Annotated in this window: 19 protein-coding genes and 3 pseudogenes; 16 read left to right on the forward strand and 6 right to left on the reverse strand. The window is 51.9% G+C overall.

Features of this window, described 5'->3' with window-relative positions; all coding sequences use genetic code 11:
- Window positions 1-129: 129 nt before the first annotated feature.
- Window positions 130-1,663 (reverse strand): annotated as a pseudogene (locus N7E69_RS13810) (sigma-54-dependent Fis family transcriptional regulator).
- A gap of 265 nt (window positions 1,664-1,928) precedes the next feature.
- Between N7E69_RS13810 and prpB the strand changes: the two are divergent.
- The 4 genes and pseudogenes from prpB (at window position 1,929) to prpE (ending at window position 7,524) form a co-directional block, all read left to right on the forward strand.
- Entirely contained in the window at window positions 1,929-2,816 is an 888-nt protein-coding gene (prpB, locus tag N7E69_RS13815; RefSeq protein WP_000052227.1) for a methylisocitrate lyase, read from the forward strand.
- Between the two features lie 122 nt (window positions 2,817-2,938).
- Window positions 2,939-4,108 (forward strand): 2-methylcitrate synthase, encoded by a 1,170-nt coding sequence (gene prpC, locus N7E69_RS13820; protein ID WP_000132748.1) that lies wholly within the window; start codon window positions 2,939-2,941, stop codon window positions 4,106-4,108.
- A gap of 37 nt (window positions 4,109-4,145) precedes the next feature.
- Window positions 4,146-5,597 carry a bifunctional 2-methylcitrate dehydratase/aconitate hydratase gene (locus N7E69_RS13825; RefSeq protein ID WP_001272702.1) on the forward strand — a complete coding sequence of 484 codons (1,452 nt, stop codon included), beginning with the start codon at window positions 4,146-4,148 and terminating at the stop codon, window positions 5,595-5,597.
- A 40-nt stretch (window positions 5,598-5,637) separates the two neighbouring features.
- Window positions 5,638-7,524: pseudogene (gene prpE, locus N7E69_RS13830) on the forward strand (propionate--CoA ligase).
- A gap of 103 nt (window positions 7,525-7,627) precedes the next feature.
- Here prpE and hemB read toward each other — a convergent pair.
- Entirely contained in the window at window positions 7,628-8,602 is a 975-nt protein-coding gene (gene hemB, locus N7E69_RS13835) for a porphobilinogen synthase (RefSeq protein WP_000130728.1), read from the reverse strand.
- A gap of 512 nt (window positions 8,603-9,114) precedes the next feature.
- Here hemB and N7E69_RS13840 point away from each other — a divergent pair.
- Both N7E69_RS13840 and iprA read left to right on the forward strand, forming a co-directional pair.
- Window positions 9,115-12,060, forward strand: a complete 2,946-nt coding sequence (locus N7E69_RS13840; protein ID WP_261743117.1) for an autotransporter outer membrane beta-barrel domain-containing protein — start codon at window positions 9,115-9,117, stop codon at window positions 12,058-12,060.
- An 85-nt stretch (window positions 12,061-12,145) separates the two neighbouring features.
- On the forward strand, window positions 12,146-12,769 hold the full coding sequence (gene iprA / locus N7E69_RS13845) for a hydrogen peroxide resistance inhibitor IprA (protein ID WP_000950242.1): 624 nt from the start codon (window positions 12,146-12,148) through the stop codon (window positions 12,767-12,769).
- Between the two features lie 44 nt (window positions 12,770-12,813).
- On the opposite strand, the gene ampH is transcribed toward iprA, so the two are convergent.
- Window positions 12,814-13,971: a D-alanyl-D-alanine-carboxypeptidase/endopeptidase AmpH gene (ampH, locus tag N7E69_RS13850; RefSeq protein ID WP_000830780.1), complete on the reverse strand. Its 1,158-nt coding sequence runs from the start codon at window positions 13,969-13,971 to the stop codon at window positions 12,814-12,816.
- Window positions 13,972-14,317: 346 nt separating this feature from the next.
- Here ampH and sbmA point away from each other — a divergent pair, with 346 nt between their 5' ends.
- Both sbmA and yaiW read left to right on the forward strand, forming a co-directional pair.
- Entirely contained in the window at window positions 14,318-15,538 is a 1,221-nt protein-coding gene (sbmA, locus tag N7E69_RS13855; RefSeq protein WP_000477019.1) for a peptide antibiotic transporter SbmA, read from the forward strand.
- 14 nt (window positions 15,539-15,552) lie between these two features.
- Complete coding sequence (gene yaiW, locus N7E69_RS13860) at window positions 15,553-16,647, forward strand: surface-exposed outer membrane lipoprotein YaiW (RefSeq protein WP_001271421.1); 1,095 nt, start codon at window positions 15,553-15,555, stop codon at window positions 16,645-16,647.
- 37 nt (window positions 16,648-16,684) lie between these two features.
- On the opposite strand, the gene N7E69_RS13865 is transcribed toward yaiW, so the two are convergent.
- A complete protein-coding gene (locus N7E69_RS13865) occupies window positions 16,685-16,993 on the reverse strand; it encodes a YaiY family protein (protein ID WP_000763139.1) in 309 nt (102 codons plus the stop codon).
- Between the two features lie 267 nt (window positions 16,994-17,260).
- Here N7E69_RS13865 and N7E69_RS13870 point away from each other — a divergent pair, with 267 nt between their 5' ends.
- Window positions 17,261-17,476, forward strand: coding sequence for a DUF2754 family protein (locus N7E69_RS13870; protein ID WP_001239244.1), 216 nt, complete (start codon window positions 17,261-17,263; stop codon window positions 17,474-17,476).
- Between the two features lie 25 nt (window positions 17,477-17,501).
- Here the strand turns inward: N7E69_RS13870 and ddlA are convergent, their stop codons facing one another.
- Window positions 17,502-18,596, reverse strand: a complete 1,095-nt coding sequence (gene ddlA, locus N7E69_RS13875; protein ID WP_001096593.1) for a D-alanine--D-alanine ligase — start codon at window positions 18,594-18,596, stop codon at window positions 17,502-17,504.
- 77 nt (window positions 18,597-18,673) lie between these two features.
- Between ddlA and N7E69_RS13880 the strand changes: the two genes are divergently transcribed.
- From N7E69_RS13880 to adrA, 5 genes and pseudogenes are all read left to right on the forward strand, one after another.
- Window positions 18,674-19,387, forward strand: coding sequence for an extensin family protein (locus N7E69_RS13880; protein ID WP_000480794.1), 714 nt, complete (start codon window positions 18,674-18,676; stop codon window positions 19,385-19,387).
- Window positions 19,388-19,555: 168 nt separating this feature from the next.
- Window positions 19,556-20,767: pseudogene (locus N7E69_RS13885) on the forward strand (multidrug efflux MFS transporter).
- Window positions 20,768-21,063: 296 nt separating this feature from the next.
- Window positions 21,064-21,324 (forward strand): anti-adapter protein IraP, encoded by a 261-nt coding sequence (gene iraP, locus N7E69_RS13890; RefSeq protein ID WP_001518423.1) that lies wholly within the window; start codon window positions 21,064-21,066, stop codon window positions 21,322-21,324.
- Window positions 21,325-21,676: 352 nt separating this feature from the next.
- A complete protein-coding gene (psiF, locus tag N7E69_RS13895) occupies window positions 21,677-21,997 on the forward strand; it encodes a phosphate starvation-inducible protein PsiF (RefSeq protein ID WP_000705165.1) in 321 nt (106 codons plus the stop codon).
- A 91-nt stretch (window positions 21,998-22,088) separates the two neighbouring features.
- Window positions 22,089-23,201, forward strand: a complete 1,113-nt coding sequence (gene adrA, locus N7E69_RS13900; protein WP_000484098.1) for a diguanylate cyclase AdrA — start codon at window positions 22,089-22,091, stop codon at window positions 23,199-23,201.
- A gap of 14 nt (window positions 23,202-23,215) precedes the next feature.
- Here adrA and proC read toward each other — a convergent pair whose 3' ends face one another.
- Complete coding sequence (gene proC, locus N7E69_RS13905; protein WP_000412193.1) at window positions 23,216-24,025, reverse strand: pyrroline-5-carboxylate reductase; 810 nt, start codon at window positions 24,023-24,025, stop codon at window positions 23,216-23,218.
- Window positions 24,026-24,164: 139 nt separating this feature from the next.
- On the opposite strand from proC, the gene N7E69_RS13910 reads away from it, so the two are divergent.
- Window positions 24,165-24,620 (forward strand): YaiI/YqxD family protein, encoded by a 456-nt coding sequence (locus N7E69_RS13910; RefSeq protein ID WP_261743118.1) that lies wholly within the window; start codon window positions 24,165-24,167, stop codon window positions 24,618-24,620.
- A 201-nt stretch (window positions 24,621-24,821) separates the two neighbouring features.
- The gene (aroL, locus tag N7E69_RS13915; RefSeq protein ID WP_000983565.1) at window positions 24,822-25,367 is read left to right on the forward strand and encodes a shikimate kinase AroL; all 546 of its coding nucleotides are present in this window, start codon (window positions 24,822-24,824) and stop codon (window positions 25,365-25,367) included.
- The last annotated feature ends 8 nt before the right edge of the window (window positions 25,368-25,375 follow it).

The raw sequence follows: 25,375 nt of genomic DNA on the forward strand, positions 1-25,375 counted from the left end.
TGCATCATAAAAATACCCGCCTGGGTTTCCGGCGGGTATTTTTATTCCAGGCAACCGTCATCCGTTTTGCCGGATGACGGCCTGCAGTAAACGTAGCGCCATCAGGCATTCAGGACGCTGTCATTTGTCTTAATTATCCGACTGGTCTTTGGCACCAGCTTTTAAACGACGCCACAGAGTGGTGCGGCTAATCCCCAGATAACGCGCCGTGGCGCTCTTATCGCCCTTAAAGCGCGCCAGTACATCCTGTAACGTGTGCGCATCCACGGTTGAAGGCGTCAGTTCTGCTGTGTTCACCATAAGCTCAGGTAATAACTGCCGCATAAATTGCCTGTCCAGCGTTGGCGCGGGATCGACGCTTAAAAAAAGCGCCAGGCGCTCCATCATATTACGCAGTTCGCGAATATTACCGGGCCAGCGCCAGGCCAGCAAAAGCGGCTGACACTGTGTCAATCCATGACGTATCGATTCGGTAAACGGAATTTCCATCGCCGCCAGCGACTGTTTTAAAAAGCTTTCCGCCAGCGGTAAAATATCAGCCTGCCGCTCGCGCAAAGGAGGAAGCGTCAGACGCAGAATACTCAGGCGATAAAAGAGATCGGGGCGAAAACGTCCTTGCATTATCTCCCGATCCAGATCGCAATGCGTAGCGCTGATCACCCGGACATCCACCGGGATCGGCTGGTGTCCGCCGACGCGAGTGACGGCTTTTTCCTCCAGTACGCGCAAAAGTCGGGTTTGTAACGGCAAGGGCATTTCGCCGATTTCATCCAGAAACAGCGTGCCGCCGTGTGCGATTTCAAACAGCCCCGCCCGGCCTCCTCGTCGTGAACCGGTAAACGCGCCCTCTTCATAACCAAACAGTTCCGCTTCCAGCAACGACTCGGTAATCGCGCCGCAATTGACGGCGACAAAGGGAGGGGATGGCTTATTCTGACGGTGAGGCTGGCGGTGAAAAAACGTCTGGTGAATCGCCTGCGCCGCCAGCTCTTTTCCGGTCCCTGTTTCCCCCTGAATCAGCACTGCCGCACGGGAGCGGGCATAGAGCGTAATCGTCTGGCGGAGCTGCTCCATTTGCGGCGACTGGCCGCGTATATCGCCCAGTTCATACCGGGTTTGTAATCCCTTGCCGGATGGGTAATCCACGCGCTGGCGCCGTGTCAGACGGGTCATATCCCGCGCCGACGACGGCCTCAATACCGTTGGCCTTAAGTTCGTTAATTTGCCCGCGCGCGTCCTCTTCGGTGACATAGCTTCGCTGTTCAAGACGGAGGTGAAACGTTTTCTGAAAGGCAAGTAACGCCGGAATGGTCTCCTGATAGGTCACGATACCGATAGACGAGGTGAGCTTTCCCGCTTTCGCCAGCGCCTGTAATACATCGAATCCGCTGGGTTTGATGAGGATCACCGGTATTGACAGGCGGCTTTTTAAATAGGCCCCATTCGAACCCGCCGCGATAATCGCGTCGCAGCGCTCGGTCGCCAGTTTTTTGCGAATGTAGGTCACCGCCTTTTCAAAGCCGAGTTGAATAGGCGTGATGGTCGCCAGATGATCGAATTCCAGGCTGATATCCCGAAACAGTTCGAACAGACGCGTTACGGAGACCGTCCAGATCACCGGTTTATCGCTATTATCGCGCGGAGCGCTGTGGGCAGTCGTCATCGCAGTAGGTTCATCTTTAAGGGGCGATTTTTTGTTTTAAACGTGTTTCATAAATGTTGCAATGAAACAGAGCGATTCGTTTCATGAAACGTTAGCTGACACGTTTTTCTTTTCCCTTAATCGCGCTTATTCATAACAGGCATTACTGTAATTGCCTGTTTTTAAATCTCATTGTATTTAATTTTCTCGCTGCCTCTTTGCCTGGCATAGCCTTTGCTTTGGTGAATACATTCTGAGTAACAATTTACTAACATGAGGACGAGATATGTCTTTACATTCGCCGGGGCAGGCATTTCGCGCCGCGCTCGCTAAAGAGAATCCATTACAAATTGTCGGCGCTATCAATGCCAACCATGCTCTGTTGGCCCAACGGGCCGGGTATCAGGCTATCTATCTTTCTGGCGGCGGCGTAGCGGCGGGCTCGCTCGGACTGCCGGATCTGGGGATTTCGACGCTGGATGATGTGTTAACCGATATCCGGCGCATCACGGATGTTTGCCCGCTGCCGCTGTTGGTGGATGCGGATATTGGCTTTGGCTCCTCCGCCTTTAATGTCGCGCGGACGGTAAAGTCCATAGCCAAAGCGGGCGCCGCCGCGCTGCATATTGAAGACCAGGTTGGCGCTAAGCGCTGTGGACACCGTCCAAACAAAGCGATCGTCTCGAAAGAGGAGATGGTAGACAGAATTCGGGCGGCAGTGGATGCGCGCACCGATCCGAACTTTGTGATCATGGCGCGTACCGATGCGCTGGCGGTGGAAGGGCTGGAGGTGGCTCTCGATCGTGCGCAGGCTTACGTGGACGCGGGGGCTGACATGCTGTTCCCGGAGGCGATCACCGAACTGTCGATGTACCGCCAGTTCGCCGACGTGGCGCAGGTGCCGATCCTCGCCAACATCACTGAGTTTGGCGCGACGCCGCTGTTTACGACCGACGAGTTGCGCAGCGCAAACGTGGCGATGGCGCTCTATCCGCTGTCGGCGTTTCGCGCCATGAACCGCGCCGCAGAAAAAGTCTATACCGTGCTGCGCCAGGAAGGGACGCAAAAGAACGTGATCGACATCATGCAGACCCGCAACGAGCTGTACGAAAGCATCAATTACTACCAGTTCGAAGAGAAGCTGGACGCGCTGTACAGGAATAAAAAATCGTAGCCTGTAGGCCTGATAAGGCGAAGCCGCCATCAGGCAATGCCGGATGGCACTACGTTTATCCCGCCTACGGTACGGCCTACACGCCTCAATACCCTACACATTACAATAATGACGAGGACAATATGACAGACACGACGATCCTGCAAAACAACACGCATGTCATTAAGCCTAAAAAATCGGTCGCGCTTTCCGGCGTACCTGCCGGAAATACCGCTCTGTGTACCGTGGGAAAAAGCGGTAACGATCTGCACTATCGCGGTTACGACATTCTCGATCTGGCGGAGCACTGCGAATTTGAAGAAGTCGCGCATTTACTGATCCACGGAAAATTACCGACCCGCGACGAGCTGAACGCGTATAAAAGCAAGTTAAAAGCGCTGCGCGGATTACCCGCCAATGTCCGTACCGTTCTGGAAGCGTTACCGGCGGCCTCGCACCCGATGGACGTGATGCGTACCGGCGTTTCCGCGCTGGGCTGCACCCTGCCGGAAAAAGAGGGACATACCGTCTCCGGCGCGCGCGATATTGCCGATAAGCTGTTGGCCTCGCTCAGCTCTATCCTTCTTTACTGGTATCACTACAGCCACAACGGCGAACGTATTCAGCCGGAAACCGACGATGATTCCATCGGCGGCCATTTCCTGCATCTGCTGCACGGTGAAAAGCCAACCCAAAGCTGGGAAAAGGCGATGCATATTTCGCTGGTGCTGTATGCCGAGCATGAGTTCAACGCCTCGACGTTTACCAGCCGGGTGATTGCCGGAACCGGCTCGGATGTCTACTCCGCGATTATCGGCGCGATTGGCGCGCTGCGCGGCCCGAAACACGGCGGGGCGAATGAGGTGTCGCTGGAAATTCAACAGCGTTATGAAACGCCGGACGAGGCAGAGGCGGATATCCGTAAACGCGTGGAAAACAAAGAGGTGGTGATTGGCTTTGGACATCCGGTTTACACCATCGCCGACCCGCGCCATCAGGTGATCAAACGGGTGGCGAAACAGCTTTCAGAAGAAGGCGGCTCGCTGAAGATGTACCACATCGCTGACCGTCTGGAAACGGTGATGTGGGAGACAAAAAAGATGTTCCCGAATCTCGACTGGTTTTCGGCGGTCTCCTACAACATGATGGGCGTCCCTACCGAAATGTTCACCCCGCTGTTTGTCATCGCCCGCGTTACCGGCTGGGCGGCGCACATTATTGAACAGCGTCAGGACAACAAAATTATTCGCCCCTCTGCCAACTATACCGGCCCGGACGATCGCCAGTTTGTGCCGATCGAAAAGCGTTGCTAATTAAAACCTCTAAATATAAAAACAGGAGTTGTACCCTATGTCCGCACATATTTCGAACATCCGCCCAGACTTTGACCGTGAAATCGTTGATATCGTTGATTACGTTATGAATTACGAGATCACCTCAAAGGTGGCGTACGACACCGCGCATTATTGCCTGCTCGACACGCTTGGCTGTGGTCTGGAAGCGCTGGAATACCCGGCCTGTAAAAAATTGCTTGGGCCGATCGTGCCAGGCACGGTGGTGCCCAACGGCGCACGCGTGCCGGGCACCCAGTTCCAGCTCGATCCGGTACAGGCAGCCTTTAACATTGGCGCGATGATCCGCTGGCTCGATTTTAATGATACCTGGCTTGCCGCCGAGTGGGGCCATCCTTCTGATAACCTCGGCGGTATTCTGGCGATTGCGGACTGGCTGTCACGCAACGCCGTCGCCGCCGGCAAAGCGCCGCTGACCATGAAACAGGTATTGAGCGGGATGATCAAAGCCCATGAAATTCAGGGTTGCATCGCGCTGGAAAACGCCTTCAACCGTGTCGGGCTTGACCATGTGCTGCTGGTGAAAGTGGCCTCGACTGCGGTGGTCGCTGAAATGCTGGGGCTGACGCGCGATGAGATCCTCAACGCGGTATCGCTGGCGTGGGTGGATGGGCAGTCGTTGCGCACTTATCGTCATGCGCCGAATACCGGTACGCGCAAATCCTGGGCGGCGGGCGATGCGACTTCGCGCGCGGTACGTCTGGCGCTGATGGCGAAAACCGGCGAGATGGGTTATCCCTCGGCGCTCACCGCCAAAACCTGGGGCTTCTACGACGTTTCATTCAAAGGTGAAACGTTCCGTTTCCAGCGTCCTTACGGCTCCTACGTGATGGAAAACGTGCTATTCAAAATTTCTTTCCCGGCAGAATTCCACTCGCAAACCGCCGTCGAAGCGGCGATGACGCTGTATGAGCAGATGCAGGCCGCGGGTAAAACGGCAGCGGATATCGAGAAAGTGACCATCCGCACCCACGAAGCCTGTCTCCGCATTATCGATAAAAAAGGCCCGCTCAATAACCCGGCGGACCGCGATCACTGTATCCAGTATATGGTCGCCGTGCCGTTGCTGTTCGGACGGTTAACCGCGGCGGATTATGAAGACGAGGTGGCGCAGGACAAGCGTATTGACGCCCTGCGCGAGAAAATCGTGTGTTATGAGGACCCGGCTTTTACCGCCGACTATCACGACCCGGAAAAACGTGCTATCGGCAATGCGATCACCGTGGAGTTTACTGATGGCTCACGCTTTGGCGAGGTTGTCGTGGAGTATCCGATTGGTCATGCGCGTCGCCGCGCCGGCGGTATTCCGAAGCTTATCGAAAAATTTAAAATTAACCTGGCGCGTCAGTTCCCGACTCGCCAGCAGCAACGCATTCTGGATGTCTCCCTGGACAGATCCCGCCTGGAGCAGATGCCGGTTAACGAATACCTCGATTTATATGTCATCTGAGCCAGCCAGCAATAAGGCGTAAGTTCAACAGGAGAGCGTGATGTCTTTTAGCGAATTTTATCAGCGTTCCATTAACGAACCGGAGGCGTTCTGGGCCGAGCAGGCCCGGCGTATCGACTGGCGACAGCCGTTTACGCAGACGCTGGATCATAGCCGCCCACCGTTTGCCCGCTGGTTTTGCGGCGGCACCACTAACTTATGTCATAACGCCGTCGACCGCTGGCGGGATAAACAGCCGGAGGCGCTGGCGCTGATTGCCGTCTCATCAGAGACCGATGAAGAGCGCACATTTACCTTCAGCCAGTTGCATGATGAAGTCAACATTGTGGCCGCCATGTTGCTGTCGCTGGGCGTGCAGCGTGGCGATCGCGTATTGGTCTATATGCCGATGATTGCCGAAGCGCAGATAACCCTGCTGGCCTGCGCGCGCATTGGCGCGATCCATTCGGTGGTCTTTGGCGGTTTTGCCTCGCACAGCGTGGCGGCGCGCATTGACGATGCCAGACCGGCGCTGATTGTGTCGGCGGATGCCGGAGCGCGGGGCGGTAAAATCCTGCCGTATAAAAAGCTGCTTGATGACGCTATTGCGCAGGCGCAGCATCAGCCGAAACACGTTCTGCTGGTGGACAGAGGGCTGGCGAAAATGGCGTGGGTGGATGGGCGCGATCTGGATTTTGCCACGTTGCGCCAGCAGCATCTCGGCGCGAGCGTGCCGGTGGCGTGGCTGGAATCCAATGAAACCTCGTGCATTCTTTACACCTCCGGCACTACCGGCAAACCGAAAGGCGTCCAGCGCGACGTCGGCGGTTATGCAGTGGCGCTGGCAACCTCGATGGACACCATTTTTGGCGGCAAGGCGGGCGGCGTATTCTTTTGCGCATCGGATATCGGCTGGGTCGTCGGCCACTCCTATATCGTTTACGCGCCGTTGCTGGCAGGCATGGCGACTATTGTTTACGAAGGACTGCCGACGTACCCGGACTGCGGGGTCTGGTGGAAAATTGTCGAGAAATACCAGGTTAACCGGATGTTTTCCGCCCCGACCGCGATTCGCGTGCTGAAAAAATTCCCGACGGCGCAAATCCGCAATCACGATCTCTCCTCGCTGGAGGCGCTTTATCTGGCCGGTGAGCCGCTGGACGAGCCGACGGCCAGTTGGGTGACGGAGACGCTGGGTGTGCCGGTTATCGACAATTATTGGCAGACGGAGTCCGGCTGGCCGATCATGGCGCTGGCCCGCGCGCTGGACGACAGGCCGTCGCGTCTGGGAAGTCCCGGAGTGCCGATGTACGGTTATAACGTCCAGCTACTCAATGAAGTCACCGGCGAACCTTGCGGCATAAATGAAAAGGGGATGCTGGTGATCGAAGGGCCGCTGCCGCCGGGCTGTATTCAGACTATCTGGGGCGACGATGCGCGTTTTGTGAAGACTTACTGGTCGCTGTTTAACCGTCAGGTTTATGCCACTTTCGACTGGGGAATCCGCGACGCCGAGGGGTATTACTTTATTCTGGGCCGTACCGATGATGTGATTAATATTGCGGGTCATCGGCTGGGGACGCGAGAAATAGAAGAAAGTATCTCCAGCTACCCGAACGTAGCGGAAGTGGCGGTAGTGGGGATAAAAGACGCTCTGAAAGGGCAGGTAGCGGTGGCGTTTGTCATTCCGAAGCAGAGCGATACGCTGGCGGATCGCGAGGCGGCGCGCGACGAGGAAAACGCGATTATGGCGCTGGTGGACAACCAGATCGGCCACTTTGGTCGTCCGGCGCATGTCTGGTTTGTTTCGCAGCTTCCCAAAACGCGTTCCGGAAAGATGCTTCGCCGCACGATCTAGGCGATCTGCGAAGGCCGCGATCCGGGCGATCTGACAACCATTGACGATCCCGCGTCGTTGCAGCAAATTCGCCAGGCGATCGAGGAATAGCCGTAAGCCGGATAAGCCGCGTTCGGCAACGGGTTAGACTCAGCGACTGAATAGTGGGGTGTAAAGTCGGGAAAGGGCGGCAGCGCGCCGCCCTGTAACAGAATTAACGCAGAATATTTTTCTCAGCCAGATCCAGCGCGAAGTAACTGAAAATCAAATCGGCGCCGGCGCGTTTAATCGAGCCCAGACTTTCCAGCACGACCTTTTCTTCATCGATGGCGCCAGCCATAGCAGCAAATTTAATCATGGCATATTCACCGCTCACCTGGTAAGCGCCAAGCGGCAACTCTGTGCGTTCGCGGATTTCACGCAGCACGTCCAGATACGCGCCGGCCGGTTTCACCATTAAGCAATCCGCGCCCTGGGCTTCGTCAAGCAGTGATTCGCGAATCGCTTCACGGCGGTTCATCGGATTCATTTGGTACGTCTTGCGGTCGCCTTTTAACGCGGTACCCGCTGCTTCACGGAAGGGGCCGTAGAAAGAAGAGGCGAACTTGGTGGAGTAGGACATTATTGCCGTATCGGTAAAACCGGCGGCATCCAGCGCCTGGCGGATAGCCTGGACTTGTCCATCCATGGCCGCGGAGGGCGCAATAAAATCTGCTCCAGCCGCCGCCGCGACAACGGCCTGCTTGCCGAGGTTGGCCAGCGTCGCATCGTTATCCACACCGTGTTCGCACAACACGCCGCAGTGGCCGTGCGAGGTGTATTCGCAGAAGCAGGTGTCGGACATGACGATCATCTCCGGCACGGTTTGCTTACAGATGCGGGACATTCTTGCCACCAGGCCGTCTTCTTTCCAGGTATCGCTGCCGGTGTCATCAGTATGGTGAGAAATGCCGAAGGTCATAACGGAACGAATGCCAGCATTTGCGATACGTTCAATCTCTCGCGCCAGCTGCTTTTCCGGGATACGCATTACGCCGGGCATGGCATCAATAGCTTTGTAATCGTCGAGTTCTTCTTCAACAAAGATCGGCAACACCAGGTCGTTCAGGCTAAGTGTTGTCTCTTCAAACATAGCGCGCAGCGCAGCGGATTTGCGCAGGCGGCGAGGGCGATGGATAAGGTCTGTCATGGTCTGCCTGATGTTTGTGGAATCGAAGGCCCAGTATACCTGAATCTGCAGGCAGATGTTTTACGAAAACGGTCCTTAACGTAGCAGGCGCAGCCCCGGCGGCGGCAGAACATGGCGCTTCTTTTATATACCGAAGATTAATACATCAGGCACTATATCATTTTAAATAAGAATTAGTTTTACGTTGTTTTTAGTTTTATTTCATCGTCATTTAAGTAAATGTGGGTTTCAACATTATTCATGTTTATTTTGTTTTTCTTTAATCCATATTTATCTTATATGTATTTTGTTTTTTTATTTTCTTGTAAGGTCATGAAAAAGAATGCTTTTCAATTATAAAATTTCCTTTTATTACGTCTTTTTAATTCATGTCCGAATCCGGACTGAGGATAAAGAATAATTGAACCTTTTAGCAATGACGCCGCATAATCCTTCTTGCTAAACATCTGTATGTTTTTATGCATTGATAATTGATGGATCAACTATATTACGTCCCTGAGGAGGGATGACAAATGCACTCCTGGAAAAAGAAACTTGTAGTCTCACAATTAGCATTGGCTTGCACTCTGGCAATCACTTCTCAGGCGAATGCTACTACTTATAACACTTTTGGGTATCATGACGACGCAACTACCCAGTACGCTGGGATCAATACTGACACCGATTATGTAACTTACGGTGGTTATGTTTATTACAATCCTGCAACTACCGATTTCGATCAATCCTTTAACAACGATACTGTAAATGGTGTTATTTCTACGTATTATCTGAACAATGACTACACCGCAGATTCTACGAATACACTGAATATCACCAATTCTACCATCCAAGGCATGATTACTTCCCAACATATGTGGGATGACACAGCATATGTTGATCATGACTGGGATGATGGCGATACATTTACCCTCAATATCGCTAACTCCACTATCGATGATGATTATGAATATTTCTACTTCACCGATGATTATAATAATGCTGATGGAAAAGTTACTACGGAAGATTGGCGTACTTCCGAATTAGCTTCTTTAGGCACTGCTGTAACGTTGGATGTCGAAAGTAATATTAATATCACCAATAACTCTCGTGTTGCAGGTATTACTCTGAGTCAGGGTGATACTTACGACGCAACATATGCTACTGGTGGTGATAGCGCTTATGTTCATACTTGGGACAACACTATTGTCGTTGACAATTCCACTGTTACATTAGGGGCTGTGACTCCGCTTGAGGGTAGCGGTTGGTTTGGTAACTCTTCAGAGCCAAGCGATTATTCTGGTAACGCTGTTTATGATGCAACGACAGGAACCTGGTATCATAATCCGAATGACGCTGCTTTATCGTTCTCAGATGATCCTGACTCATACTATTCGATGAAGAACAATGTTACATTCACCAACGGTTCAACGTTGATGGGTGACGTTGTGTTTACGAGTAACTTCAACAATGCTGGCGACGCGAATGCTGATTCCAATGGCGATGGTGTTATCAACGCCAGCGATGGTTTCAGCAAAATCGGTTATGACACCAACAATGATGGTGTAGAGGATACGAATGGCGGTTGGAGTCACGACAACGATAACGTTGATGAACTGAACCTCAAACTGGATAACGGTAGTAAGTGGGTAGGTGACGCATACTTTACCTATGATCGTATCGATCCGACTGAGATGTACAATCTTGAAGATGGTACTAACAGCTTAGAACCTGATTCTGTTTTCGATAAATGGGGCAACGTTGTTGATGACAAGACCTTCCAGAGCGGTATCTTCACTGTAGCGCTGGATAACGGTTCTGAATGGGATACGGTAAACGCTTCAAACGTCGATACCCTAACTGTTAATAATGGTTCTCAGGTTAACGTAGCTGATAGTTCTTCTTTAATCGCAGACACCATCACATTGACCAATGGTTCAACGATGAACCTCAGTTCCTATGGTGAAGTTGATACCGATCACCTGACGGTTGATAGTTACAGTAAAGTTGATCTGACAAACGAAACTGCTTATCTGTATGCTAACACTATTACCGTATCAAACGGCGGTGAATTCAGCATCGGTGCTGGTGAATTTGATGCCGATTCTTTCGGTACGGATACTCTGGAACTGACCAACGCTGGTGTATTTAACATCAACAACAGCGACTATGTGCTGGATGCAGATTTGGTTAACGGCCACACCAATACAACCGATACATCAAATGCTACCTATGGTTACGGTGTCATCGCTATGACTTCTGACGGTCATTTGACCGTGAATGGTAATGGTGATTATTACAACGGTGATAACACTGCCGATACTACTTACAGTGCTAACGGTGAAGCGGATAATAGCTACACGGACAATGTTGTAGCGGCTACCGGTAACTATAAAGTGCGCATCGACAACGCTACTGGTGCGGGTTCTGTTGCGGATTACAAAGGCAACGAGCTGATTCGTGTCAATGACGTAAACACCGACGCAACCTTCTCTGCAGCAAACAAAGCTGACCTGGGTGCTTACACCTATCAGGCTAAGCAGGAAGGCAACACTGTCGTGCTGGAACAGATGGAACTGACCGACTACGCTAACATGGCGCTGAGCATTCCTTCTGCGAACACCAATATCTGGAACCTGGAACAAGACACCGTTGGTACTCGTCTGACCAACGCTCGTCATGGCCTGGCGGATAACGGCGGCGCATGGGTAAGCTACTTCGGCGGTAACTTCAACGGCGACAACGGCACCATTAACTACGATCAGGATGTTAATGGCATCATGGTCGGTGTTGATACCAAAGTTGATGGTAACAACGCTAAGTGGATCGTTGGTGCGGCAGCAGGCTTCGCGAAAGGCGATCTGAGCGATCGTACCGGTCAGGTGGATCAGGACAGCCAGTCTGCCTACATCTACTCTTCCGCTCGTTTCGCAAACAACATCTTTGTTGACGGTAACTTGAGCTACTCTCACTTCAACAACGATTTGTCTGCTAACATGAGCGACGGTACTTACGTTGACGGCAACACCTCTTCTGACGCCTGGGGCTTCGGCTTGAAACTGGGTTATGATCTGAAGCTGGGTGATGCAGGCTACGTAACGCCTTACGGCAGCGTATCCGGTCTGTTCCAGTCCGGCGACGACTACCAGCTGAGCAACGACATGAAAGTTGACGGTCAGTCTTACGACAGCATGCGTTATGAACTCGGTGTAGATGCAGGTTATACCTTCACTTACAGCGAAGATCAGGCGCTGACCCCGTACTTCAAACTGGCTTACGTTTACGACGACTCCAACAACGATGCTGACGTAAACGGCGACTCTATCGACAACGGCGTAGAAGGTTCTGCGGTACGTGTTGGTCTGGGTACTCAGTTCAGCTTCACGAAGAACTTCAGCGCCTACACCGATGCTAACTACCTCGGCGGCGGTGATGTTGATCAAGACTGGTCTGCAAACGTTGGTGTTAAATATACCTGGTAATCATTTTCTCTCAGGAGAAATAAAGGTAATTTAAACTGAAAAATGCCCGTCAAGGACTTGACGGGCATTATTGCAAGGAATGCATATGTTATCTTTAAGCAAGCCACTACAGGAATTCTACAGACTCGATAAATGCCTTTCTAAGCATGGTACGCGTTTCGAGTTTGTTAATGATAAAGAGATTATCTGTTCACCTGATGAAAGTAATACCCATACCTTTGTTATTTTAGAGGGGGTTGTTTCGTTAGTTCGGGGTGATAAAGTTCTTATTGGTATTGTGCAGGCCCCTTTTATTTTTGGCTTAGCCGATGGCGTGGCGAAAAAAGAGGCACAATATAAATTAATTGCGGAGAGCGGTTGCATCGGTTATCGCCTCTCATCATCACAAACTCTCGCCATCATTGAGCAGAACCAACTGTGGCGTGAAGCCTTCTGTTGGATAGTATGGAAAAGTCAGGTACTGGAACTTCGTGACAAGCAGCTCATTGGTAATAATTCTTACGACCAAATTCGTGCGACGTTAATGACAATGATTGAGTGGGATGAAGAACTTCGCTCACGTATTGGTGTTATGAATTATATTCATCAACGAACGCGCGTATCGCGATCGGTGGTGGCGGAAGTTCTCGCGGCCCTGCGTAAGGGTAATTACATTGAAATGAATAAAGGCAAACTGATCAGTATTAACCGTTTGCCCTCCGAATATTAACAAAAATGTTGCGCCTCGTCTGATATAGCGCGAGGCGCGACGACTCAGGATGCAGGAATAGCAATCGGTTTATTGCCGCTTAGCTCAGTAACCAAATCGTTAATCCCGTCGCTCATATTGGTAAAACGAGTGAGGGGGGAACGGGTTACCACCACAAAAGCGCCAATATTATATTGCGGGATCATCGCCATATAGGTAATAAAACCGCCGCCGCCTCCTGTTTTCTGGATAATGCCAGGACGTCCGTCTTTTGGCGCCATATAGACCCAGCCCAGACCGAGCGCGTCGGCTTTACCCGGTACGTCCATCCCGATGATTTTCTTTAACTGTGTGCGCTGATAAATCAACGTTTGCATACGATCGGCCTGATGGCTACGGTGATAAAAATCTGAAGACAGATACTGTTGCATCCAGCGCATCATATCTCCTGGCGTAGAATAGACCCCGCCGCTGCCAATGGCAGCCAGCGTATTATTACAGGGGCTTGCGCCTTTTTCTGCCACCATCAGACGTTTACACTGATCAGGAGAGGGGGTAAACGTGGTGTCTTTCATTCCCAGCGGGCGGGTAATCTTTTCTTCAAACAGTTGCGTATAAGGTTTGCCGGAGGCGGTCGCCAGCGCGTCGGCTAACAGGTCGAACGCCAGATTGGAATAGGCCGCCTGCGAGCCTGGCGCGACTTTTAACGTTGCTGTGGAGAGCCAGCTCCAGCGTTGTTCGCGGGTTGGCCAGACAAATACCGGACGATGCGCCGCGCCGCCGGGCTGTTCTCGCGGAAGCGCGCTGGTATGGGTCGCTAAGTTGACCAACGTAATCGGCGTGCCTTGATACGTCGGGACATGCGCGCCGGGAGGCGCATATTTGCTGAGAGGATCGTTTAATTTTACCGTTCCCTGATCGAGCAATTTTACCAACATTTCACTGGTCATTAGCTTGGTGAGCGAAGCGATACGAATGACCGAATCAAGCTGTGGACGAACATTATTGCCCGGTCTGGTGTCACCGAAACTACGAAATACGCGTTGATTGCCGTCGATCACCACCAGCGCCATGCCCGTGGCGCCGCTACCATAAAAGATATGCTCGGCATAACGATCAACGATATCAGAGGCAAAAACCGGATCGGCAATCGGCTGAGCCGCCTGGACAGAAGTAAGTGATGCCGCAAACAGCATGGCAGTAAAAAGCAGACTACGTTTCAACGGTGATGTCCATAAGTGAAATAACGGTGGTTATGCGTATTTATACTACCCGGCGGCACATTGCAAAACGTTAAAGAGAAAAAAGTGGGTGAAAAAACGTAACGGCGGGTTTTCGTGATGGAGAATGTTTACTTTTGTGATAAAGCGCTTGTGATAACCTGATAGCGTCAGCGTGCCTGCTGAGTATGAAACTCGTCGAAACAATTCTGTTGAGCAGAAATGCGAACTAAGCGTCACAACGTAGGTCACAATGCCTAGTTTAGCCCTTTCATTTGCGTGGGCATGGCGTGCTATTGCCGCCGTCACAGCAGCCGTAATAAAGATAAGAAGTTAGCAGGAGAGCATGATGTTTAAATCTTTTTTCCCAAAGCCAGGGCCGTTTTTCATGTCGGCGTTTGTTTGGGCGCTGATCGCCGTCATTTTCTGGCAGGCGGGAGGAGGAGATTGGGTGGCGCGACTTGTGGGGGCATCCGATGAAGTGCCTATCAGCGCAGCGCGCTTTTGGTCGCTGGACTATCTGATTTTTTATGCTTATTACCTGATTTGCGTGGGATTATTTGCAACGTTCTGGTTCATCTATAGCCCGCACCGCTGGCAGTACTGGTCGATACTTGGCACCTCGCTCATTATTTTTGTCACCTGGTTTTTGGTGGAGGTTGGCGTCGCGGTTAACGCCTGGTACGCACCGTTCTATGATTTGATTCAAACGGCGCTCAGCTCGCCGCACAAGGTCACTCTTGGTCAATTTTATCATGAAGTGGGGGGGTTTCTCGGTATTGCGCTTATCGCCGTGGTGATCGGCGTGCTGAACAACTTCTTTGTCAGCCACTATGTATTTCGCTGGCGTACCGCAATGAATGAGCACTATATGGCGCACTGGCAGTACCTGCGCCATATCGAAGGGGCTGCCCAGCGTGTGCAGGAAGACACCATGCGTTTTGCCTCTACACTGGAGAACATGGGCGTGAGTTTTATCAATGCCATCATGACGCTTATCGCCTTTCTGCCGGTGTTAGTCACCCTGTCAGCGCATGTGCCGAATTTACCCATCGTAGGACATATCCCTTACGGCCTGGTCATTGCCGCCATAGTCTGGTCATTAATGGGGACGGGCCTGCTGGCGGTCGTCGGGATCAAATTGCCAGGGCTGGAATTTAAAAATCAGCGAGTGGAAGCCGCTTATCGTAAGGAGCTGGTCTACGGTGAAGATGACGCCAGCCGCGCCACGCCGCCAACAGTCCGTGAACTGTTTAGCGCGGTGCGTCATAACTACTTCCGTCTCTACTTTCACTATATGTATTTCAACATCGCGCGCATTCTCTATTTGCAGGTCGATAACGTTTTCGGTTTGTTCCTGCTGTTTCCTTCCATTGTTGCCGGTACGATTACGCTGGGGCTGATGACGCAAATCACCAACGTGTTTGGCCAGGTGCGCGGTTCGTTCCAGTATTTGATTAACTCCTGGACGACGCTGGTGGAGCTGATGTCTATTTATAAACGTTTGCGTAGCTTTGAACGTCAGTTGGATGGTCAGCCAGTTCAGGAAGTGACCCACTCTTTTAGCTAACAGAAGGAAACGTTATGTCGGCGGCGTCCCGTCTTTACCCTCTGCCTTTTCTGGCGGTCGCCATATTGGCTGGCTGTAGTAGTCAATCCGGGCAGCCGGTGAGCAAGGGCGAGAAGCCTGTCGACGTGGCAAGCGTAGTACGTCAGAAAATGCCGGCCAGTGTCAAAGACAGAGAGGCCTGGGCGAAAGATATCGCGACAACGTTTAAGAGCCAGGGGCTGGCGCCGACGGTAGAAAATATCTGTTCGGTGCTGGCTGTCGCCCAGCAGGAGTCCGGTTATCAGGCGGATCCTGTCGTGCCGGGGCTAAGTAAAATCGCCTGGCAGGAGATTGATCGCCGCGCTGAACGACTACACATTCCGCTGTTTCTGGTGCACACCGCGCTGAAAATTAACTCCCCCAACGGCAAGAGCTATAGCGAACGGCTGGACACGGTAAAAACCGAAAAACAGCTTAGCGCTATTTTTGACGACTTTATCAATATGGTTCCTATGGGGCAGACGCTATTTGGCTCATATAACCCGGTGCATACGGGCGGCCCGATGCAGGTCAGCATTGCCTTTGCCGAACAGCACGCGAAAGGTTATCCGTGGAAGATGACGGGTACGGTACGTCAGGAGGTCTTTACGCGCCGTGGCGGGTTGTGGTTTGGAACCTACCATTTGCTGAATTACCCGGCGAACTACAGCGCGCCTGTTTTCCGCTTCGCCGACTTCAACGCGGGATGGTACGCCAGCCGTAACGCTGCGTTCCAGAATGCCGTCAGTAAAGCCAGTGGGGTAAAACTGGCGCTGGATGGCGATCTGATTCGTTATAACAGCAAGGAACCGGGCAAAACAGAGTTAGCGGTACGCAAACTGGCAGGGCAGTTGGGAATGAGTGAGCGTGAAATTCGCAGCCAACTGGAGAAAGGCGATAGCCTGGCGTTTGAAAAAACGGCGCTCTACAAGAAAGTCTATAAACTGGCCGAGGCCAAAACGGGCAAGACGCTTGCGCGGGAAATGTTGCCCGGTATTCAACTGGAAAGCCCGAAGATCACGCGCAAGCTGACGACCGCCTGGTTTGCTAAACGAGTTGATGAGCGGCGGGCGCGGTGTATGGGGCGATAAATTTCGCGCTGGGATATTTTCTCCAGCGCGCTAAGGTTTATTGGTGACGGTGACGCCAGCGTAAAAACGCGGCGATAACGGCGAAAATGAGGCAGCCCGTGAGGAAGGGCACCAGGCCAAAAATCGTCCCGACGCCCAGCCCAATCTCTACCCGTGGTCGACCTGTATCCTGTACCTGCATCAGATGCTCATAGATGCCCGGCGCATGAACCAGCAGGTTTAAGAGTTGCGCTCCGGCCCAGAAGCAAAACAGTACAAATATGGCGTAAGCAATATTTCCGGGCGTAGAGGAGGTTTCTCGATGCTTCCCGCTGAACAGCGATTTTGAGAGAGTGAAATCAGCCATAAAGACCTCCAGGATGATCGGCTACGATCTGGCGTTATGCCATCGGCTTACTGTGAAGTTTGACAGGTCATTGTGTTTGTCAATATCAGAATCATGGTAATTTCACATACGGAATGTATCCATCGCGTAAATTTTTGTTAGTTGTCACAAAACGATCACTTTTATCAAAATCAATTAACATTTAAGAAATTCCGTATCCCCCACAGACTCGCCCGCCAGAAGTATGCAAAAATACGTTTTTGTTGCTGTTAATACGTCGGAGTCGTTATGCGTTTGCCTGTAAAAATTCGTCGTGACTGGCACTACTATGCCTTCTCTATTGGCCTTATCTTTATTTTGAATGGCGTCGTAGGATTGCTGGGTTTTGAGGCGAAAGGATGGCAAACCTATGGCGTTGGGGTGGTAACGTGGATTATTAGCTTCTGGCTGGCGGGGTTCATTATTCGTCGGCGCGAAGATGGTGAGGTAAAAGACGCCCGATAAACGTTGCGCTATCGGGCGTGCGCTATTACATCGTGGTTTTTAAGGCGTTATTCGCCGTATGGCGTTCCAGCGCCAGCTCAATCAGGCGACTAATCAAATCGGTATAGCCCAATCCGCTCGCCTGCCAGAGTTTTGGATACATACTGATATTGGTAAAACCTGGCAGCGTATTAATCTCGTTAATCACGACCTCATTGTCTGCCGTTAAGAAGACATCGACACGCGCCATACCCGCGCACCCCAGCGTCTGATAAGCCTGGATCGCGATCGCGCGGATCTTGTCATTTACCCCGGAAGGAAGCTGCGCAGGCACGACAACTTGTGCGCCGTTATCATCAATATACTTAGTATCGTAGGCGTAAAATTCGCTATTCAGTACGATTTCGCCGCAGGTACTGGCCTGTGGGTTATCGTTACCTAATACGGCGCATTCGATCTCGCGCCCTTTGATCCCTTGTTCCACCACCACTTTATGATCGAATTCGAAAGCCAGCGCGACCGCCTGCTGATATTGCGCTTCGTTAGCGACTTTACTGACGCCGACCGAAGAGCCCTGATTGGCGGGCTTAACGAACAGCGGCAGTCCCAGACGGGATTCAACCTCGGCAAAACTAAACGCGTGACGATTCGTTCGGGTGAGTGTAATAAACGGGGCGATATTCAGTCCTGCATCGCGTAGCAGTCGTTTGGCGACGTCTTTATCCATGCAGGCTGCGGAGCTCAGCACGTCTGAACCGACAAACGGTAAGTTTGCGACGCGCAGCATCCCCTGCAATGAGCCGTCTTCGCCCAGCGTACCGTGGACGATAGGAAAAATAACATCTACCGTTGGTAGCGGCTGCCCGTTCTGAGCGTTAATCAATTGGTGTTGGTGTTTGCCAGGCACCTGGGCCAGACTGATTGCCGAAGGACGTAGCGCGATATGTGCCGGATCGTCTGCATTCTGCAAATAATTTTCCGCATCGTTAACATGCCATTGTCCCGCCTTATCTATCCCTAACAGCACCACGTCGAAGCGGGTTTTATCGATCGCATCAACGATATTTTTCGCTGATTGCAAAGACACTTCATGTTCCGCCGACTTACCGCCAAATACTATTCCTACCCGCAATTTCGCCATCTTAAAAAACCATTCCATCGAATGCAAAGCGTATACATTACCACGACAAAACGCGGGTTTCGCGGGGTTCTGCCATAATGTTTATGGGATGTGAGAACGGAGGCCGCGTGAGAGGTAAGGGTTTTCTGATTATTGTGCTGTTGGGCGGTATTGGCGGGCTGGGATATCGTTATCTTCCCTCTTATTATAATCCTTTTGCTCCGCTACAACTTGCCGATCCGCCAGGCTGGATCACGACCTTCAAACTACAGCGCCTGACGCCGTCGCAGTGCCGGGAGCTGTTGACGGCGGCCAATCAACAGGGATTAATTTCATCACAACCTGTTGCGGATAGCGCTGGTGAATGTCCCTTGTCCCATGTTGTGCGCGTCAGAGATTTTGGCCAGGTCAAACTGAGCAGCAGTTTTTTAGCCTCCTGCCCGTTGGCGCTGCGCTCCGCGCTGTTTGTCGAACAGCAGGCAAAACCTTTAACAGAAACGTGGATGAAGCGCCGCCTGACCCGCATCGAACATCTGGGCAGCTATGCCTGCCGTAATATTTATCACCGCCCGGATGCGCGTCGCAGTGAACATGCCAGCGCAGAAGCGCTGGATGTCAGCGGGTTTCAGCTATCAGATGGCCGAAAAATCACTGTTCTGCGCGGCTGGGGGCGTCAGGAGACGGGGCCCTGGTTACGCGCTATGTTAAACGCCAGTTGCCATTATTATGGCAATGGGCTCGGGCCTGACTATAACGCTGCGCATGCTAACCATTTTCATCTTGGAATGCGGGGCTACGGCGTGTGTCGTTAAAGCATAAACGTCTGCCTTGCGCGGCTATATAATGTGACATGTTTCACAAAAATGATGAACGGGGAGACAAAATAGCAAAGTGTGACGTATCGCACCTCTGGAACCATCAGGAAAAAGAGAACTTGCTAAGCTAACGCGTATTTTCAGCTACTTACCGTTACGAGTCTTATGGAATCCTGGAAAGTTAATCTAATTTCCGTTTGGTTTGGATGTTTTTTTACCGGGCTGGCAATCAGCCAAATCCTGCCATTCTTACCCCTTTATATTTCCCAGCTTGGCGTCTCTTCCCATGAAGCGTTATCAATGTGGTCCGGGTTAACGTTTAGCATCACGTTTCTTATTTCCGCCATTGTGTCGCCGATGTGGGGCAGTCTTGCCGATCGTAAAGGGCGTAAACTGATGCTATTGCGCGCGTCGCTCGGGATGGCGATAGCTATTCTACTGCAGGCATTTGCGACCCATGTCTGGCAACTTTTCCTGCTGCGCGGAATCATGGGGTTAACGTCAGGCTATATCCCCAATGCCATGGCGCTGGTAGCCTCTCAGGTACCACGCGAACGTAGCGGCTGGGCGCTCAGTACGCTTTCTACCGCGCAGATCAGCGGCGTTATCGGCGGGCCGTTAATGGGCGGCTTTGTCGCGGATCATATCGGGCTGCGGGCGGTATTTCTGATTACCGCCATGCTGTTGGTGGTGAGCTTTCTGGTCACGCTATTTTTAATTAAAGAAGGCGTGCGTCCGGTCATCAGGAAAAGCGAACGCCTGAGCGGTAAAGCCGTTTTTGCGTCGTTACCTTATCCTGCGCTGGTGATCAGTTTGTTTTTTACCACGATGGTCATTCAACTCTGTAATGGTTCCATCAGTCCAATCCTGGCGCTGTTTATCAAATCAATGATGCCGGACAGTAATAACATCGCCTTTCTTAGCGGGTTAATCGCCTCGGTGCCCGGTATCTCCGCGCTTATCTCCGCGCCTCGCCTGGGAAAACTTGGCGACAGAATCGGCACGGAAAGAATTCTGATGGCCACGCTTATCTGCGCAGTGCTGCTTTTCTTCGCGATGTCCTAGGTCACCACGCCGTTCCAGTTGGGGCTGTTGCGTTTCTTGTTGGGCTTTGCCGATGGCGCGATGTTACCCGCCGTACAAACGTTATTGGTGAAATACTCCAGCGACCAAATTACCGGACGTATTTTTGGCTACAACCAGTCATTTATGTATCTGGGCAACGTGGTTGGGCCGTTGATGGGCGCGACGGTATCGGCGATGGCCGGTTTCCGCTGGGTTTTTATCGCTACGGCGGCGATCGTGTTGATCAATATTGGGCAACTGACCCTGGCGTTACGTCGTCGGCGTAACGCGCAAAAAGCGAAAGGCCAATAGCGGTGCATCGTAACGGCGCTTCTGCCGTTACGATATGGTTTAAATTAAAAGATATATTCTTTATCCGTGAAGTTTTTCTATAGATGGCATAACCTTAAATTATGATATAGCGTGATTATTGTTTTTTGATGGTTTATTATCGTCTCGTTTTCGGTCTGAGAAACGTTTCGCTGCGGCGACAGTGATAATTATTTGTGTAAAGTTCTTCCTGTATCATAAAAATAGTACTTTCAGCCTCTAGGCAGTGGTTCTTCATAGTGATAACGTCACCCTGGAACTAATAAGGAAATATGGTCATGAAAAATCTCATAGCAGAGTTGTTGCTTAAGCTAGCCCAAAAAGAAGAAGAGTCGAAAGAACTGGTTGCTCAGGTAGAAGCGTTAGAGATTATCGTCACAGCAATGTTACGTAACATGGCGCAAAACGAGCAGGAGATGTTGATACGTCAGGTAGAGGGGGCACTTGAAGGCGTAAAGCCGGATGCCAGCGTTCCTGATCACGATACGGAATTGCTGCGCCAATATGTAAAAAAGTTGCTGAGACACCCCCGGCACTAATCGTATTTTAAAACAACACAGTTGTTATAACGTTACTTTTATGAAATAACATAGCCGCTTCGTTTTTATTTTCTTCTGGGTAATACAGAGCAAAATAAAAACGAAGCGGCTATGGTAATAACAGTGTAACGTTATGCGCTGTTCTTCTGCATCCTGCCAGTGTAAGTGTGGATAATCGAATTGCACATTAGCCTACGGTTTGTCAATCAATAAAACATCTATTGCTAACGGTAAGTAATACTTTTACTGCCGGGTGGTATTTTTGCCAGTAACAGCCAGACTTATATAAAGTCCCTGGGATATTTCCCAAAGGGACAACGTGTAATGCGTACACTGACAAAAGGATGGTGCTATGAAAATAACATTACTGGTGACTTTACTTTTTGGCCTGGTCTTTTTAACCGCCGTCGGCGCAACCGAGAAACCGTTAACGCCGCAACAGCAGCGCATGACGACCTGTAATCAGCAGGCGACAGCGCAAGCGTTGAAAGGCGATGCGCGTAAAACCTACCTTAGCGACTGCCTGAAAAACAGCCAGTCAGCCCCTGGCGAGAAAAGCCTGACGCCGCAACAGCAGAAAATGCGTGAATGCAATGTTCAGGCGACGGAACAATCACTGAAAGGCGATGACCGTAGCAAGTTTATGAGCGCCTGCCTGAAAAAAGCGGCGTAGTGCTATCGGGTGAGCCCTGAAAAACACTCACCCGAAATTTCATACTCCCTCCATGCGCTCTGTTTCTATAATTTGGGAAAATTGTTTCTAAATGTTCCCAAAAATAATGAATGATGAAAATTTTTACCGAAAAGCGGTTGAGCAGGCGGTAGCGCCGCCTGACCCTTCTGATGATCGTCAGCGCTCCGGATTGCGCTTCGCCCGGCGCATCAGGCTACCGCGCGCGGTGGGGTTAGGGGGGATGTTTTTACCGGTGGCCGCCGTGTTAGTGTCGCAACCTGTCTTTGGCGGCTGGTGGTTATTGCTGGTCGGCTGGTCTTTTGTCTGGCCGCATCTGGCGTGGCAGTGGGCGGCGAAAGCCCTTGATCCGCTACGCCAGGAAATTTACAACCTGAAAGTGGATGCGATCCTCTCCGGCATGTGGATCGCGTTGATGGGCGTCAATATGTTGCCTGCCGCCGCGCTGTTTATGATGATGAGCATGAATCTGATGGGCGCTGGCGGGCGGCGGCTATTCACTGTCGGAATGGGCCTTTTGCTGGCGTCATGTCTGGTGACGTTGCAGCTTACCGGGCTACCCGTCGCGATGCGAAGCTCGTCGCTGGAAGTCACGCTCTCTTTGCCCGTCATTATGTTGTATCCGCTTCTGTTCGCCTGGGTAAGTTACCAAACGGCCATTAAATTAGCGGAACATAAGCGACGCTTGCAGGCGATGAGCTCGCGGGATGGCATGACCGGCGTCTATAACCGACGCCACTGGGAAATTTTATTACGTAATGAATTCGATCACAGCCGACGCCACCATCGGGAGGCGACATTGTTGATTATCGATATCGATCATTTTAAGAGCATTAACGACACCTGGGGACATGATGTTGGGGATGAGGCTATTATCGCCCTGACGCGTCAATTACAGTTAACGCTACGCGGGAGTGATATTATCGGGCGCTTTGGCGGCGACGAATTTGCGGTGATTATGTGCGGAACGCCGGCAGATAGCGCGATTACCGCCATGTCGCGAGTGCATGAACGGCTAAATACCTTACGCTTGCCGGGCGCGCCGCAGGTCATGTTACGTATCAGCGTGGGCGTGGCGCCGTTAACGCCACAAATCGGTCATTATCGGGAATGGCTAAAGTCTGCGGATATGGCGCTTTACAAAGCAAAGAATGCCGGACGTAACCGCACCGAAGTGGCGGCATGACGTCCAGCCGGGCTTCAGGATTTACTGAGCGCCTCTGATTTTTCCATACACTTCGTCATCGCTTCTATTACCGCAGCGCGGAAGCCACGTTCTTCCAGAACGCGTACGGCTTCAATTGTCGTTCCGCCAGGCGAGCACACCATATCTTTCAGTTCGCCGGGATGCTTTCCGGTTTCGAGTACCATTTTCGCCGACCCCATGACGGCCTGCGCGGCGAATTTATAAGCCTGAGCGCGAGGCATACCGCCAAGAACGGCTGCGTCCGCCATCGCCTCGATAAACATAAAGACATAGGCCGGCGAAGATCCGCTCACGCCAACCACCGGATGGATCATCGGCTCAGCAATCACTTCCGCCTCGCCAAAGCAGCGGAAAATATTCAGGACATCAGCCGTATCTTCCGGTGTGACCAGCGCGTTGGGCGTGACGGAGGTCATTCCTGCGTTGACCAGCGACGGCGTATTCGGCATAGCGCGAATGATTTTACGGTCGTGTCCCAGCGCGCGCGCAAGCTGATCAAGCGTTACGCCTGCGGCGATAGAGACCACCAGAGAGTCTTTGTTCAGGCTGGAGGAGATTTCACTGAGCACTTTCACCATAATGCCCGGTTTTACCGCGCCGAAAACGATATCCGCGACCTGAGCGACCTCCTGCGCGCTTTGCGCCGCATTAATGCCGTACTGGTCATGCAGGGCGGCAACTTTATCGGGGGAGGGGGTGTAGACCCAGATCTGACCGGGAAGTACCTGACCGCTGGCAATCAGTCCGCCGAGAATAGCCTTGCCCATATTACCGCAGCCAATAAAACCGATTTTCTTCTCCATCTCGTCACTCCCTATGTTTGTGTGTTATGGGGAATGGTTAGCTTAACGCGGATTGAAAACGGGCAGAAGGAGAAACAGCACTTTGATGAAAGACAAAAGCGCGAGACAATAAAAGATTGTATACCGTACGGGAGACATTATGACCATCTGGGTGGATGCGGATGCGTGTCCGAATGTCATTAAAGAAATTTTGTACCGCGCCGCCGAGCGGATGCAGTTGCCGCTTATTCTGGTTGCCAATCAGGCCTTGCACGTGCCGCCTTCGCGTTTTATCCGCACGCTCCGCGTGGCCGCCGGGTTTGACGTGGCGGATAACGAAATTGTGCGTCAATGCGAAGCGGGCGATCTGGTGATTACCGCGGATATTCCGTTGGCGGCTGAAGTGCTGGAAAAAGGCGCTGCGGCTCTTAATCCCCGGGGAGAACGCTATAGCGACGCCACGATTCGCGAACGTCTGACGATGCGTGACTTTATGGACACGCTACGCGCCAGCGGCGTACAAACGGGGGGGCCAAACACTCTCTCGCCGCGCGATCGTCAGCATTTTGCCGCCGAGCTGGATAAGTGGTGGCTGGAAAGCCAGCGTAAAAAATAAATCCTGTAATGAAAAATTTACAGTTTATTCATTTCTGATTCTTGCTATAGTACTAATATTGTGACTTTAGTATCTTTGTGTAAATTATTATTTACATTTATGCATTGTACTAGTTAGATGATATGATTATAACATTGCTGATATCAAATCCTGCGTATGCGCAGTTCCTGCGTATGCGCAGTTCCTGGGGGAACGCCTGCTATGATGCAACCTCTTTATCTTGTTGGCCCGCGGGGCTGTGGGAAAACCACCATCGGTATGGCGCTGGCGCAGGCAACCGGTTTTCGGTTTGCAGATACCGACCGCTGGCTGCAATCGCACGTGCAGATGAGCGTCGCTGATATCGTTGAAAAAGAAGGCTGGGGAGGGTTCCGCGCCCGGGAAACCGCGGCCCTGGAGGCGGTAAGCGCGCCTTCGACTGTCGTGGCGACGGGAGGCGGTATTATTCTCACGGATTATAACCGACGTTATATGCACCGTGTTGGCGTAGTGATTTATCTGTGCGCGCCGGTATCCACGCTGGTTAATCGGCTTGAGGCTGAACCTGAAGCGGATCTGCGCCCGACCCTCACCGGCAAGCCGTTGAGCGAAGAGGTTCGGGAAGTGCTTGAGCAGCGTGACGCGTTGTATCGCGAAACGGCGCATTACATTATTGACGCGACGAAAGCGCCGGCCCAGGTCGTTTCTGAAATTATTGCGGCGCTGCCGCCGTCGACGCAACGGTTACAGGGAGATGTCTATACTTAACGCTCACC

Origin of the sequence: Salmonella sp. 3C (assembly GCF_025426275.1) — a bacterium.
In the GTDB taxonomy this organism is placed as follows: domain Bacteria; phylum Pseudomonadota; class Gammaproteobacteria; order Enterobacterales; family Enterobacteriaceae; genus Salmonella; species Salmonella enterica.

Coding starts and splice junctions, on each gene's coding strand:
- N7E69_RS13825 (WP_001272702.1), top strand. CDS start 4,146: ATGTCCGCACATATTTCGAACATCCGCCCAGACTTTGACCGTGAAATC.
- yaiW (WP_001271421.1), top strand. CDS start 15,553: ATGTCGGCGGCGTCCCGTCTTTACCCTCTGCCTTTTCTGGCGGTCGCC.
- ddlA (WP_001096593.1), bottom strand. CDS start 18,596: ATGGCGAAATTGCGGGTAGGAATAGTATTTGGCGGTAAGTCGGCGGAA.
- N7E69_RS13910 (WP_261743118.1), top strand. CDS start 24,165: ATGACCATCTGGGTGGATGCGGATGCGTGTCCGAATGTCATTAAAGAA.
- N7E69_RS13880 (WP_000480794.1), top strand. CDS start 18,674: ATGTTTATGGGATGTGAGAACGGAGGCCGCGTGAGAGGTAAGGGTTTT.
- aroL (WP_000983565.1), top strand. CDS start 24,822: ATGATGCAACCTCTTTATCTTGTTGGCCCGCGGGGCTGTGGGAAAACC.
- N7E69_RS13865 (WP_000763139.1), bottom strand. CDS start 16,993: ATGGCTGATTTCACTCTCTCAAAATCGCTGTTCAGCGGGAAGCATCGA.
- sbmA (WP_000477019.1), top strand. CDS start 14,318: ATGTTTAAATCTTTTTTCCCAAAGCCAGGGCCGTTTTTCATGTCGGCG.
- psiF (WP_000705165.1), top strand. CDS start 21,677: ATGAAAATAACATTACTGGTGACTTTACTTTTTGGCCTGGTCTTTTTA.
- adrA (WP_000484098.1), top strand. CDS start 22,089: ATGTTCCCAAAAATAATGAATGATGAAAATTTTTACCGAAAAGCGGTT.
- N7E69_RS13840 (WP_261743117.1), top strand. CDS start 9,115: ATGCACTCCTGGAAAAAGAAACTTGTAGTCTCACAATTAGCATTGGCT.
- prpC (WP_000132748.1), top strand. CDS start 2,939: ATGACAGACACGACGATCCTGCAAAACAACACGCATGTCATTAAGCCT.
- hemB (WP_000130728.1), bottom strand. CDS start 8,602: ATGACAGACCTTATCCATCGCCCTCGCCGCCTGCGCAAATCCGCTGCG.
- iprA (WP_000950242.1), top strand. CDS start 12,146: ATGTTATCTTTAAGCAAGCCACTACAGGAATTCTACAGACTCGATAAA.
- iraP (WP_001518423.1), top strand. CDS start 21,064: ATGAAAAATCTCATAGCAGAGTTGTTGCTTAAGCTAGCCCAAAAAGAA.
- proC (WP_000412193.1), bottom strand. CDS start 24,025: ATGGAGAAGAAAATCGGTTTTATTGGCTGCGGTAATATGGGCAAGGCT.
- prpB (WP_000052227.1), top strand. CDS start 1,929: ATGTCTTTACATTCGCCGGGGCAGGCATTTCGCGCCGCGCTCGCTAAA.
- N7E69_RS13870 (WP_001239244.1), top strand. CDS start 17,261: ATGCGTTTGCCTGTAAAAATTCGTCGTGACTGGCACTACTATGCCTTC.